The sequence below is a fragment of the Streptomyces sp. NPDC059906 genome (genome assembly GCF_042730645.1).
Classification (GTDB): domain Bacteria; phylum Actinomycetota; class Actinomycetes; order Streptomycetales; family Streptomycetaceae; genus Streptomyces; species Streptomyces rubrogriseus.
Genome location: NZ_JBHWKU010000007.1, coordinates 170,274 through 182,999 on the forward strand (window position 1 = coordinate 170,274; position 12,726 = coordinate 182,999).

Genomic DNA, 12,726 nt, shown 5'->3' on the forward strand with positions numbered 1-12,726 from the left:
GGGACTTCGCAATCGTGGAGCACCACGAGGCACACCACGAGACCAGCGCGCCGACCCCCGCGAACGGCCGTCGCGCGGGCGTCCCGGCAGGTCAGAGGGGCCCCGCGAGGTCGCGGGGGCCCGTGGAGGCGGCCACGGCCCACCGTGACCCGCGCCACTTCGCACCACCGTTCACCGCAGTCGTTCGTCTCACACACCGGGGGAGCACCATCCACCACAGGAGGCACCGATGACCGGACCGCTCCGTGAACGCGACGACGCCCATGCGCTGTTGTCCGCCGAGATCGAGCGCGCCCGGGCCGGCACCGGCCGCCTCGTCCTGCTGCGCGGCGCCAGCGGCACCGGACGCACCGCCGTACTGGAGACCGCCGCCCGGCACGCCGAGGACCGCGGCCTGCGGGTGCTGCGCGTGCGCTGCTCGCCCGAGGACACCTCGGTGCCCTTCGCCATGGTCCTCCACCTCCTCGGGCCGGTACCGGAGTTCACGGACATGGCGCCCGGCGGCGACGACCGGGGCAGCGCGGCCCGGCTGTGGCGGCTGCTGCGCTCCTACGCGGCCGAGGGACCGGTGCTGGTGGCCGTCGACGACGTCCACCTCGCCGACGACTCCTCGCGCCGCTGGCTGACGGAGGCGGCCCGGCACGTCGACCGATTACCGGTACTGCTGGTCGCCACCGAGCGCAGCCAGTACGACGTCGACCCGCGGCCCGCCGGACTCACCCAGGCGCTGTCGCCGTCCCTGGTGCGCACCCACACCCTCGCCCCGCTCAGCGACTCGGCGGCGGCCGGGCTGGTCCGCGACGCCTTCCCGGACGCGTCCGCCCGCTGGACCGAGGAGTGCGTACGGGCCGGTGCGGGCAGCCCGCTGCTCCTGCACGCCCTGCTGGACGACCTCGGCGGCACCCCGCACCCCGACGGCGTCCCGCCCGTGCCGGACAGCTGCGCCGCGCTGTACCCCGGGTCCTACCCGGCGGCCGTCTCCTGGTGGCTGAACAGCGCGGGCCCGGCGACGGCCGACGTGGCGCGCTGCCTGGCGGCCCTGGAACAGGCCTGGCCCACCGGCCCGCCGGACCACCGGGCCGCCCTCCGGCATGCCCTCCCACACCCACAGCCGTCCCCGCCGGGCGCCGCGTACCGGCAGTCCCCGCCGTCGGACGGCGTGTACCGGGAGGCGTCGCCGTTGACCGGCGCGTACGGTCAGGCATCGCCGCCGGCCGGCGCGGACCGGCTGGCGTCGCCGTCGGATGCCGCGGGCCGGCAGGCGTCGCCGCTGAACGGCGTGTACTGGGAGGCGTCGCCGTCGGATGCCGCGTACCCGCAGGCGTCTGCGTCGGGTGCCGCGTACGGGCAGGCACCGCCGTCGGACGGCGCGTACGGTCAGGCATCGCCGCCGGCCGGCGCGGACCGGCAGGCGTCTGCGTCGGGTGCCGCGTACGGGCAGGTACCGCCGTCGGACGGCGCGTACCCGCAGGCCCCGCTGTCGGACAGCGCGTACGGGCAGGCTTCGCCGTCGGCCGGCGCGGACCGGCAGGCTTCGCCGTTCGGTGCCGCGGACCGGCAGGCGTCTGCGTCGGGTGCCGCGTACGGGCAGGCGTCGCCGCCGGGCACCGCGTACGGGCAGGCGTCGCCGTCGGACGGCGCGGACCGGCAGGCTTCGCCGTTCGGTGCCGTGGACCGGCAGGCGTCTGCGTCGGGTGCCGGGTACCCGCAGGCCCCGCTGTCGGACGGCGCGTACCCGCAGACCCCGCTGTCGGGTGCCGGGTACCCGCAGACCCCGCTGTCGGACGGCACGTACCCGCAGACCCCGCCGTCGGACGGTGCGTACCGGCCGGGCTCGGTGTTCGGTGTCGTGCGTCGGCACACTCATGAGACGCCCACGGCGCGGACGCGTCGGCCTCGGGACATCGCGCCGGGCTGCCGGGACGTGTGGAGCGCGGACCCCGGCGGCGGCGCGGATCCGCGGACACCGCTGCCCGGCGGCCCCGGCCCCGGCGCGGGGCTCCCGGAGCACGGCCCGTATCCGCACCCCGACGAACTCGCCGGACCCGTCGGCGGGGCACCGTACCCGTTCCACCGGCCGTACGGCGAGCCTTACGACGGACGACCGGAGTCCGCACCCCGCGCCGCCTACGGCCGCACCGGACCGCCCGCCCACGCGCCGCACCGTACGACGCTGTGGCGCACCCCGCCCCCGCCCCCGGCGCAGGGGTCGGCCGGGGACCCGGTCGACGTGCTCGCCGAGGCGGCCGGGGCCGACCCCGCGCGGATCGAGGGCTGGCTCGCCGCCATGACGCGGCTCGGTCTGCTGCGCCCCGACGAGCGCGGCCGCCCCCGCTACGCGCACCCGTTGCTGCGCGACGCCGTACTGACCGGCTGGCCCCGGCCGCGCCGCGAGGCCGTGCACCGGTCGGCGGCGGAGGCGATGCTGCGCCGCGGCGACCGTGTCGAGTCGGTCGCCCGGCACCTGCTGCGCACCCCGGCCGTCGGCCTGTCCTGGGCGCTGCGCGTCCTGCGCGACGCCGTGACCGTCGCCGTGCACGACGCCCGTCCCGCCGACGCCGTCGGCTATCTGCGCCGGGCGCTGGACGAGCCGGTGTCCGACGATCTCAGGCAGCGGCTGCTGACCGAACTGGGCTCCCTGGAGTACGCGTCGGCCGACACCCCGGCCGCCATCGCCCGGCTCGCCGAGGCCCAGCACCTGCCCGCCGAGCCGCGCAACCGGGTGCGTACCGCCGTCGCCCTCGGCACCGCCCTGGCAGGGCGCGGCGAGATCCGTACGGCGATGGAGGTACTGCGCCGCACCGAGGGCCGGCTGTCCGGCCACCCGGGCCTGGCCCGCACCGTGCAGACCGCCACCGCGCTGCTGTCCGACGAGGACCTGGCGACCCGGCAGGAGGTGTACCGGTGGCTGTCCGAGACCGGTCGGCACTCCCCGGAACTGGTCGGCACCGCGGGGCAGGCCCTGCTGGTGCGGTACGCGGCGACGGCCGCGCTGATCTCCGCCGACGAGGCGATGGTCCGGGTGCGGGACCTGCTCGCCCAGCCCACCGACCCGCTGGCCGAACCCTTCCTCCTCGGCACGGCCGCCGCGGTCGCCCAGTGGGCCGACGAACTCGACGAGGCCGAACGGCTCGTGGAACGCGGCCTGGCCGGACAGCACCCCGCCCTGCTGCACCCGATGCAGCACGCGCTGCTCAACACCCGCGCCGACATCGTTGCCTCCCGCGGCGACCACGCCCGGCTGCTCGCCCTCGCCGCCGACCGCGGGCCCGGACCCGGCCCCGGACCCACCAACCGGGACGCCCACGCCCTGATGGCCCTGGTGCACACCGGCCGCACCGACGAGGCCCTGCACTACGCCGACCGCTTCGACCTGCGCGAGGTGCCGGAGAACTGGGAGCTGAACCGCTACCTGTACGCGCGGGGCGTCCTGCGCGCCGCCACCGGCGACCCGGCGGGCGCCCTGCACGACTTCCTGGAGTGCGGGCGCCGCCAGGCGGCCCGGGAGGTGATCAGCCCGGTCGTCACCCCGTGGCGGACCGCCGTCGCCGAATGCCGGCTGGCGCTGGGCGGCGGCCCGGAGGCACTGGCCCTGGCGACGGAGGAACTGCGGCTGGCCCGGGTGTGGAACACCCCGCGCACCGTGGGCCGCGCCCTGCGCGTGCTGGGCACCGCGACCGGCGGGCGCCGCGGCCTGGAACTGGCCGAGGAGGCCGTACGGACCCTGCGGGACGCGCCCGCCGACACCGACATGGAGCTGATCCCCGCGCTGCTGGCCCAGGGCCGCCAGCTGCTCGGCGCGGGCGAGCGCGGACGCGCCCGGGCCCGGCTGCGCGAGGCGGCGGAACTGGCCGAAGGCAAGGGCGCCCTGCGCTGGCTCACCCTGGCCGGGCAGGCCCTGCGCGAGGGCGGCGCCCGCGGCCCGGTGGCGTCCCGCACCGGCGCCGACGCACTGACCGGCAGTGAGCGCCGGATCGCCGAACTGGCCGCCGACGGCCGCACCAACACCGAGATCGCCGACCTGCTGCACCTCGCCCGGCGGACCGTGGAGACCCACCTGACCAGTACCTACCGCAAGCTGCGGATACGGCGCAGGACGGAGCTGCCGGCCGCCCTGGAGCGCGGCGGACGCCGGGAACGGGAGCCGCGCCCCGACAGCCGGCGCTGAGGAACGCCGGTGACCCGCGCGGTCCTCACAGGTCGCGCAGCAGCCGCCCGATCTCCAGCTGCTCCGTCTCCAGCGGGTCGCCGTCCTCGACGTTCCACAGGCTGTTCTGCAGCACGCGGCCCAGCGACCAGGCGCGGGCCCGCTCCCGGTCGAGCCCGAGGACGTCGGTCATGGCGTCGAAACGCCACCGGGTCTCGCCCGGGTCGTAGCGGTTGTCCAGGGCGGGCAGCAGGTCGAACCCCGGGTCGCCGGCCAGCGGCTTGGGGTCGATGGCGATCCAGGGGGCGCGGTCCGCGGCGAGGACGTTCTCGTAGTGCAGGTCCCAGTGCAGCAGCCGGTCTCCCGGCTCGTCGGCGACCTCCCGCACGGCGGCGGCGCAGTCGGCGACCAGCCGCCGGTCGGCCGGGTCGGGGATGCGCTCCAGGGTTTTGGGCGTGCGCTCCAGCATGCCCCGCGCGATGTCGCCGAGACGGCGCATGCCGGGCGGTGCGGGGGCCGCGGTGAGGTGGGCCAGCAGCCGGGCGATGACCAGGACGGCCTCGCGGGAGTCCGCGACGTGGCTGAGCATCCGGCCGGCGTCCAGGCGCTCCAGGAGCATCGTCCCGGTCGCAGGGTCGTGGTCGAGCAGCCGCACCGCGCCGTCCCCGTCCCACACCTGTAGGGCGATCGGCTCGCCCTCGGACTCGGCGTCGCGGATCTGGAGCTTCAGCACGGCCCCGGTGCCGTCGCGGCGCACCACCGGCAGGACCAGCGCCGCCCACCCGTGCATCGACGGCCCGTCGAGCCGCAGCTCCCACCGCTCCAGGAACCCGGCCGCCAGCGCGGGCAGCCCCTCGACGAAGGCCCGCCCGGCCGCCCCGTTGTATTTGGCCTGCGCGGCAACGAGCCCTTCAGGTACGACAATCACCCCCAGAGGCTACCCAGCTGCGGGCAGTCGTCTACCCAGCTGCGGGCAGTCGTGCCGCAGGGCGGCACGGGTGGGCGCAGCGGCACCCCGCAGCGCCGGGCCGCGCACCCCACCCCGCCCTCAGCCCACCGGCTCCCGCACCGCCCGATCCGCCGGCACCCCGTGCTTGGGCGCCTTCGCCGTCACCATCACCCCCGCCACCACCCCCGCCAGCAGCATCACCCCGGCCGCCACCCAGATGGCGACCGTGTACCCGTGCACGATCCCCTCCCGCACGATCAGCTCCCGCTGGGACGGGTCCCGCAGATGCGACGCGATCCACGACGCGCTCGTGCTGGTCGCGATGGTGTTGAGCAGCGCCGTGCCGATCGAGCCGCCCACCTGCTGCGAGGTGTTGACCGTCGCCGAGGTCACGCCGGAGTCCTTCGGGGCGACCCCGGCGGTGGCCGTGGAGAACACCGGCATGAAGGTCAGACCCATGCCGAGGCCCATCAGGAGCAGCGCCGGGAGGATCTCGGAGACGTACTCCGAGTGCACGGTCATCCGCGTGAGGATCACCATGCCGCCGGAGGCGAGGAGCATGCCGGGGACCATCAGCATGCGCGGGCCCACGTGCGGCAGCAGCCGGGCCGAGATCTGGGTGGAGCCCACGACGATCGCGGCGGTCAGCGGCAGGAACGCCAGGCCGGTCTTCACGGGGGAGTACCCCAGGATCTCCTGGAGGTAGTAGGTCATGAACAGGAACAGCCCGAACATGCCGATGACCGCCAGCATCATCGTCAGGAAGCAGCCCGCGCGGTTGCGTTCCCGGATGACGTGCAGCGGCAGCAGGGGCGTCGGCGCCCGGGTCTGCCACCACACGAAGGCGGCCAGGAGGACCACGGCCAGGCCGAACAGGGCCAGCACCAGCGGGTCGGTCCAGCCGCGGGGCTGGGCCTCGCTGAAGCCGTAGACGAGGGCGACGAGACCGCCGCAGCCGAGGACCACGCCGGGCACGTCGAGCCGGGCGTCGGCGTGCCCGGGCCGGTCGTGCAGCAGGGCGAACGCGCCGATCACGGCGATGACGGCGATGGGGATGTTGACGTACAGGCACCAGCGCCAGTTCAGGTACTCGGTGAGCACGCCGCCGACGATGAAGCCGATCGCGGAGCCGCTGCCGGCCAGCGCGCCGTAGATGCCGAAGGCCTTGCCGCGTTCCTTCGGGTCGGTGAACGTCGTCGTCAGCAGGGACAGCGCGGACGGCGCGAGGACGGCGGCGAAGACGCCCTGGAGGGCGCGGGCGCCGAAGAGCATCGCCGAGGTGGTGGCGGCGCCGCCGATCGCGGAGGCGGCGGCGAAGCCGATCAGCCCGATGACGAAGGTGCGTTTGCGCCCCACCAGGTCCGCGACCCGCCCGCCGAGCAGCAGCAGGCCGCCGAAGGCGAGGGTGTAGGCGGTGATCACCCACTGGCGGTTGGCGTCGGACATGCCCAGATCGCGCTGGGCCGAGGGCAGCGCGATGTTCACGATCGTCGCGTCGAGGACGACCATCAACTGGGCCAGGGCGATCACCACCAGCCCCCACCAGCGGCGGGGGTCGGCCTCCGCGGGCGCGGCGGGCCCACCTGTCCGACCTGTCCGGGAGCCACTCATTTCGCCAGAAGACCACGATTCGGGAGGTGTCGCATCCTGTTGCCCGAGCCGCCGGGCGGATCGCCGCGCAGGCCGCCGGTCATGGTTCGAGGACCACCTTCCCGGTGGTTCCCCGGTTCTCCAGGGCGCGGTGCGCGGCGGCGGCGTCGGCGAGCGGGAAGCGCCGCACGGCCGGGACGAGCCGGCCCTCGGCGGCCTCGGCGAGGGCGCGCAGTTCGAGGGTGCGTACGGGGTTGGCGCCGCCGGCCCGTTCCATCATGACCGGGCCGAGCACCTGCTGGGAGACGCCGTCGACGAAGTACGGGGCGCCGTCGTGCAGGCCCTTGCCCGACCAGCCGAAGACCAGGTGGCGGCCGCCGGGACCGAGCAGGGCGACCGCCTCGCGGGCGACGTCCCCGCCGACGCCGTCGAAGACGACGGTGGCCTCCCTGCCGCCCAGATGGGCGCGGACCTTCGCCGGCCACTGGGGGTCCAGGTAGTCGACGGCGAGATCGGCGCCGTTCGCGGCGACGAGCGCGGTCTTGTCCGGGCCGCCCGCGAGGCCGACCACGGTGGCGCCGGCGTTCTTCGCGTACTGCACCAGCAGCGTGCCGATGCCGCCCGCGGCAGCCGGGACCACGGCCACCGAGCCGGGTCCGAGGTCGGCGAACTGCAGGATGCCCATCGCCGTACGCCCCGTGCCGATCATGGCGACGGCCTCGGCGAAGTCCAGGTTCGCGGGGATCTCGTGGACGCGGGCGAGGTCCGTGACGGCGAGTGCGGCGTAGCCCCCCGGGGCGAAGCCGAGGTGGGCGACGACGCGCCTGCCCAGCCAGCTCTCCGGCGCGCCCTGCCCGAGGGCGTCGACGAGGCCGGCGACCTCGCGGCCGGGGATGGTGGGCAGCTCCGGAAGCGTGGGCGAGGGCCCCTTGACGCCCTCGCGCAGGGCGGTGTCCAGGAGGTGGACGCCCGCCGCGCGGACGGCGATGCGGACCTGGCCGGGGCCGGGCGCCGGGTCCTCGACCTCGTCCAGGACGAGATTCCCGGCCGGGCCGAAGGAGTGCAGTCGGATGGCGTGCATGGCGAGACCCCCAGGTTTGAGGAGTGGAGCGGTTACCGGCCCCACTCAACGACCTCAAGCACGCTTGAGGTCAAGTTCGCGCCGCCCGAGGGCGAGGGAGACCGCCGTCAGGGCGCTGTTGAAGGAGACCTCGGAGAGCAGACCGGGCGAGGCGACCTGGTCACCGGCGAGGTAGACGCCGTCGCCGCGGTCGACGGCCGGCCGGTCGCGCCAGGTGGTGCCGGGCAGGTCGACGGCGCCGGTACGGCCGTTCGCGACCGCCTCGCGCCGCCAGGTCAGCCGCTCGCGCCAGCCGGGGAAGCCCAGGTCGAGCAGGTGCTCGGCGCGTGCGGTGCCGTCCGCCTTCGACTCGTCGGGCGCGATGGGGATCTGCCCCTGGATCAGCTGCTCGCCCGCCGGCGCGAGCGTGCGGTCCTGCGCCGTGAACCGCTCGATCCACCCCGGCGCGTCCAGGTCGGAGACGGCGAAGGCGTCGCCGCGCCGGGTCCGTACGGCCAGGTCGACCAGGGTGGTGCGGCCGCTCGGCCAGGTCAGCGCGGGGTCGTCCAGCAGCCGGCGGGCCGCGTCGAGGGACGTGGCGACGATGACGGGGGCGTCGGTGGGCAGCGTGTCCACGCGGGACAGCGTCTCCATCCGCACCCCGAGGTTCCAGGCCAGGGCGGCCATCCGGTCCACCACCCCGCCCCAGCCGCCGCGCGGGTAGTGCGCCTCGGGCGGCAGCTTGGCGGCCCGGCGCAGCCGCTCCTGCACGAAGGCGGCGGACAGCGACCCCGGATCGTGGTGGAAGAGGGCGACCGCGCAGTAGTGGGCGGCGGCCCGGGCCCCCTCCTCACCCGCGATCCCGGTCGCCCAGGTCAGGAAGTCGACGTCGACCGGCGCCGGCCCCACCCCCCGGCGCAGCAGTTTCAGCATGGCGAACGGCGGGGTGCGGCGCAGCGCCCCCTTGTGCCGCAGCCGCAGCCGGGCCGCCTCCAGCGGCGGGATGGGGGCGAGCGGACCGATCAGGTCGCGCCGGCGCAGCCAGGCCCAGTGCGGGCCGCCGTTGTAGAGGGCGTGCGGGCCGTCATTGGTCCGGTAGGGGCCGTCGGCCGTCCGGGCCCGTCCGCCGAGCGTGTGGTGGGCCTCGTGGACGGTGACCTTGGCGCCCGCCTCGGCGGCGGTGATGGCCGCGGTCAGTCCGGCGAAGCCGCCGCCGATGACGGTGATGCGATGCATGGCTCGGGTTCTCCCTCGGTTCGGGGTCGCGGTCGGGTCGCCTGGCACGGCGCCTGTCTGCCCGTACGACGTCCGAGGGGGTGCCGGATGTGACATCCGGCCGGAGGAAGGAAGATTTCCGCAGGTCGCGGAGGGATGTCAGTGGCGGGGTGCAGCATGTTCGCATGGCGAGGAGAACGGCACGCACGACGGGCACGACGGGCACGGCGGGAACGGCGGGCGGGCGCGGCACGACGACGCTCCGAGCGGCGAGACGCCCGGAGCTGCGCCTGCCGCCGCTCACGCCGTACGAGGACGACGGCGGCCTGGAGCCGGACGGGGACTACGACGCGCTGGACTTCCGGGAGACGGACCTGACCGGCCAGGACGGCGCGGGCGCCCGCTTCATGGACTGCGCGCTGACCGGCTGCGCGCTGGACGAGGCCTCACTGCGCGCCGCCCGGCTGCTCGACACCCGCCTCACCGGCGTCCGGGGCGTCGGCACGAACCTCGCGGAGGCGACCCTGCGCGACGTGGAGCTGCTCGACGCCCGCCTCGGCGGCACCCAGCTGCACGGCGCCGTACTGGAGCGGGTCCTGATCCGCGGCGGCAAGATCGACTATCTCAACCTGCGCCGGGCCCGCCTCAAGGACGTCGTCTTCGAGAGCTGCGTCCTGGTCGAGCCGGACTTCGGGGGCGCCCGCCTGGAGCGGGTCGAGTTCGTGGACTGCGCCCTGAAGCAGGCGGACCTCAGCGCGGCCACCCTCACCGACGTCGACCTGCGCGGCGCCGCCCCACTGGACCTGTCCCGAGGCGTGGACCGCCTCTCGGGCGCGGTGATCAGCCCCACCCAACTCCTCGACCTCGCCCCGGTGCTGGCGGCGGAGCTGGGGGTGCGGGTGCTGGGGGAGGAGTAGAGCCCCGGCCCCCGGTCCCCGCCAGTACTTTGGCGAGGACCGGTTACTCAAGGGTGATCGTGGGCGCAGGTCACCCGTGGAGCTTGGCGAACTCCACGAGACCGGCCACCCCATCACGACTCCTCCGGCTCGCTCCGGGGAGTCCAGCCCTCTCGGGGACCTCCGCTCACGCAACCCCGCGGCTCCCGGACCGACGACGGGGGACGTCGATCCGGGGCCGCGGTGAGCGGTCAGGGCTTGGGCGGGGACACGAATCCCCGGACAGGCCGCTGCTCCTTCGGGTCACGCGTGGCGGGCTGCTGCGAACGTCTCCACGCTGCCACCAGTTCCGCGTAGCGTGGGTCGATCCATTCGGACACGGTGCCTCCCTTCACGGGCAGGCTACGCCGCCCCGGGCTTCGGCTTGGGCGTGATGATGATGGTGCACTCCGGGGCGTGCTGGCACTTCGCCGCCACCGAGACGAGGGTCTCGTCCGTCGGCGGCCCCCACAGCTCCGGGTCCGCCTCCCAGCCGAGCGCCGCGATGGTCTCGCGGGTCCGGTCCAGGATCGGCGGGTCGTAGCTGGTGGGGTCGTAGCCCGGGGAGTGGTGTACGAACGTGCCCGCGCCGCCGAGCCGCTCGCACAGGCTGGCGTACATATGGGTGTGCAGGATCAGGGCGTGCCAGCCCTCGTCGACGATCCGCGACGGGGCCAGGCCCACGCCCGGGTTGGTCGCGCAGGCCGCGACGAACTTGAGGCCCTCGTCGACGATCCGGCCGGCCATCTCCTTGGCCATGTCCGGGTTGGCGTCCATGACGGTGCCGCGGACGCTGGCGAACTGCTGGTCGGTGATGAGCATGCGCACGAGGGCGGGCAGCGCCAGGGCGGGCGGCGGGGTCGGGCCTGGAGGTAGGGTCACGGGATCTCCTTCGCTGGTTGCGGATGGGGATGGCCCGCCCGGGTCGGGGCACCTTGCCGGGTCTGCCCGGCCTGGGCGGGAGTCTGTGGGCGGCCTACGACGCGCGACCCAGGGCCTGGTGGTGGTCGGCGAGGGCGTTCGCGGTGCGGGCCATACGGACGGCGACGGACAGGCGCACCCGGTCGGTGTCGCCGTCGCCGAGGCGGAGCCGCATGCGGGCCTCTCCGATGCACGCCAGTGCGCACGCCCGGGGAACGTCGTCCTTGGGCAGTGCTCGGGTGAGGGCCTCCACCGCGGGGATCAGCCCGGCGATGTCCTCGCGCAGCCGAGCGGTCATCTCCGCGACCTCCGCGGCCTCGAACGACTCGGCGTCAGCCGCGAGCAGCCGGCGCGCCGTATCGCGGACCGTGGCGATGTCCGGCGGGGCCGAGGCTCCCCCCGCTTCGGTGGCGGCCGGGGTTGCAGCGTTTGCCATGTCGACGCTCCTTGCAGCGTTGGTCACGCCCCGGGGCCGTTCGCGCGGTCGCCGGGGTCTTCCAGCCCATGGTGATGCCCCATCAGGCCCTAACCGGCGCGGGCGGGCAGACAGTTGGGGCGTAAGGGCGCTAGCTTCGAAAGCGTCCAAACGTCCACAGGGGGAGCCTTGAATACGGCCTTACGATCAGCTATGGATTCCGCCGGACTTTCGCCGCGGCAGCTCGCGCTTCGCGTCGGTGTCTCGGGGAAGACGGTGGAGCGCTGGATCGCCGACGACGAGCTGATCCCGCACGCACGGAACAGGGAAGACGCATCGCAGGCGTTGGGAGTTGAGTCAGACATGCTGTGGCCCAAGGCCGTCAGGGACCGGCTGAAGACGGGCGGGGACCGCGAAGTCGTCCAGACCTACCCGTACCGATCTGCCTGCCCGTCGACAGTCTGGGCAGGGATGATCGCTGACGCGTCCGAGGAGCTGCTCTTCGCCGGGTACACCAACTACTTCCTGTGGACCCAGGTACCGGCGATCGCGGCGACGCTGCGGCAGAAGGCGGCGGCTGGGTGCCGGGTGCGGTTCCTGCTCGGCGACCCCGACGGCGACGTCACCAGGCAGCGGGAAGCCATCGAGGGCGTGGCGCTCACGGTGTCCACCCGCATCCACATGTCCTTGGAAGAGCTGGCCAAGCTGGCTGACGTTCCGGAGATCGAGGTGCGCTACTCGGCGGCCGAGGATGCAGTGAACCACGTGAGCCTGTCCGTCTTCCGCTTCGACGACCAGGCGCTGATCACCCCGCATCTGGCGCGCGTCGTCGGCCACGACTCCCCGCTGATGCACGTGCGGCGCCGAGGGCAGGGCGGACTGTTCGACCGGTTCTCCGAGCACGCCGAAGAGCTGTGGGGCCGAGGTATGCCGGTTCCCAGCGCCGTCGTCCCCAATCAGGCGTAGGGGTCTCGCTCTCACGGAAACCCCTGGACGCACGAAAGCGGCCCCGCCCTCCCGAAGGAGAGCGGGGCTGCGGTCGCCTGCCCGGACGGGATGCGCGAGGCGTTGATTCGGTTCCTTGCCGACTTCGGGCTGAACTTCGGTGCTTTCGGCTTCGCCGTGACCGCGGACGGCGGATGGTGGTTTCGACTCCCTCGTGACGCAGGTGGCCGGAGCCGTCTTCCCCGATCAGGTCGGACAGGTCTCGTTCATGCTCGCGCGCCCTCATCTCCCGCCGCCGCTGGGTCTCCTGCCGAATCTCGGCGAGGGCGACGCGCTCCCCGCCGAACCGGGCGCGGACGTGCTCGACGACTGGACCGCGCGCTTCGTCGCGCAGTTCGCCGCACCGCACGCACAGCGGCTCACACTGGAACGTGACGGCAGGACGGAACACGTCCTGATCGACGTGCCGCCGGGACATGGGCGGTCCTCTTCCAGGACGGCGCACGGTGGATGGTGCGGCAGGGCGGCCCGGCTCGGCTGTGGGACGAG

Annotated in this window: 9 protein-coding genes; 3 read left to right on the forward strand and 6 right to left on the reverse strand. The window is 74.7% G+C overall.

The genetic code is table 11. From position 1 onward, the window contains the following. Positions 1-229 precede the first annotated feature (229 nt). Positions 230-4,168, forward strand: coding sequence for an AAA family ATPase (locus ACFV9J_RS14225; protein ID WP_385353883.1), 3,939 nt, complete (start codon positions 230-232; stop codon positions 4,166-4,168). 25 nt (positions 4,169-4,193) lie between these two features. Here the strand turns inward: ACFV9J_RS14225 and ACFV9J_RS14230 are convergent, their stop codons facing one another. From ACFV9J_RS14230 to ACFV9J_RS14245, 4 genes are all read right to left on the reverse strand, one after another. Then, the gene (locus ACFV9J_RS14230; RefSeq protein ID WP_385353885.1) at positions 4,194-5,075 is read right to left on the reverse strand and encodes an aminoglycoside phosphotransferase family protein; all 882 of its coding nucleotides are present in this window, start codon (positions 5,073-5,075) and stop codon (positions 4,194-4,196) included. A gap of 120 nt (positions 5,076-5,195) precedes the next feature. Next, the gene (locus ACFV9J_RS14235) at positions 5,196-6,707 is read right to left on the reverse strand and encodes an MFS transporter (RefSeq protein ID WP_385353887.1); all 1,512 of its coding nucleotides are present in this window, start codon (positions 6,705-6,707) and stop codon (positions 5,196-5,198) included. A gap of 79 nt (positions 6,708-6,786) precedes the next feature. Continuing rightward, positions 6,787-7,767 carry a zinc-binding dehydrogenase gene (locus tag ACFV9J_RS14240; RefSeq protein ID WP_385353889.1) on the reverse strand — a complete coding sequence of 327 codons (981 nt, stop codon included), beginning with the start codon at positions 7,765-7,767 and terminating at the stop codon, positions 6,787-6,789. A 54-nt stretch (positions 7,768-7,821) separates the two neighbouring features. Then, positions 7,822-8,982, reverse strand: coding sequence for an NAD(P)-binding protein (locus ACFV9J_RS14245; RefSeq protein ID WP_385353891.1), 1,161 nt, complete (start codon positions 8,980-8,982; stop codon positions 7,822-7,824). 164 nt (positions 8,983-9,146) lie between these two features. Between ACFV9J_RS14245 and ACFV9J_RS14250 the strand changes: the two genes are divergently transcribed. Next, on the forward strand, positions 9,147-9,878 hold the full coding sequence (locus tag ACFV9J_RS14250; RefSeq protein WP_385353893.1) for a pentapeptide repeat-containing protein: 732 nt from the start codon (positions 9,147-9,149) through the stop codon (positions 9,876-9,878). Positions 9,879-10,259: 381 nt separating this feature from the next. On the opposite strand, the gene ACFV9J_RS14255 is transcribed toward ACFV9J_RS14250, so the two are convergent. Further along, complete coding sequence (locus tag ACFV9J_RS14255; protein WP_385354101.1) at positions 10,260-10,718, reverse strand: glycine-rich domain-containing protein; 459 nt, start codon at positions 10,716-10,718, stop codon at positions 10,260-10,262. A gap of 154 nt (positions 10,719-10,872) precedes the next feature. Continuing rightward, the gene (locus ACFV9J_RS14260) at positions 10,873-11,253 is read right to left on the reverse strand and encodes a DUF6415 family natural product biosynthesis protein (protein ID WP_385353895.1); all 381 of its coding nucleotides are present in this window, start codon (positions 11,251-11,253) and stop codon (positions 10,873-10,875) included. 450 nt (positions 11,254-11,703) lie between these two features. Here ACFV9J_RS14260 and ACFV9J_RS14265 point away from each other — a divergent pair, with 450 nt between their 5' ends. After that, positions 11,704-12,198: a DUF5919 domain-containing protein gene (locus tag ACFV9J_RS14265; protein ID WP_385353897.1), complete on the forward strand. Its 495-nt coding sequence runs from the start codon at positions 11,704-11,706 to the stop codon at positions 12,196-12,198. Positions 12,199-12,726 lie beyond the last annotated feature (528 nt).

What these genes read in the sequence shown, in the direction of transcription:
- ACFV9J_RS14245 (WP_385353891.1), bottom strand. Translation starts at nt 8,982, where the DNA reads ATGCATCGCATCACCGTCATCGGCGGCGGCTTCGCCGGACTGACCGCG.
- ACFV9J_RS14265 (WP_385353897.1), top strand. Translation starts at nt 11,704, where the DNA reads ATGATCGCTGACGCGTCCGAGGAGCTGCTCTTCGCCGGGTACACCAAC.
- ACFV9J_RS14240 (WP_385353889.1), bottom strand. Translation starts at nt 7,767, where the DNA reads ATGCACGCCATCCGACTGCACTCCTTCGGCCCGGCCGGGAATCTCGTC.
- ACFV9J_RS14225 (WP_385353883.1), top strand. Translation starts at nt 230, where the DNA reads ATGACCGGACCGCTCCGTGAACGCGACGACGCCCATGCGCTGTTGTCC.
- ACFV9J_RS14250 (WP_385353893.1), top strand. Translation starts at nt 9,147, where the DNA reads ATGGCGAGGAGAACGGCACGCACGACGGGCACGACGGGCACGGCGGGA.
- ACFV9J_RS14260 (WP_385353895.1), bottom strand. Translation starts at nt 11,253, where the DNA reads ATGGCAAACGCTGCAACCCCGGCCGCCACCGAAGCGGGGGGAGCCTCG.
- ACFV9J_RS14255 (WP_385354101.1), bottom strand. Translation starts at nt 10,718, where the DNA reads ATGCTCATCACCGACCAGCAGTTCGCCAGCGTCCGCGGCACCGTCATG.
- ACFV9J_RS14235 (WP_385353887.1), bottom strand. Translation starts at nt 6,707, where the DNA reads ATGAGTGGCTCCCGGACAGGTCGGACAGGTGGGCCCGCCGCGCCCGCG.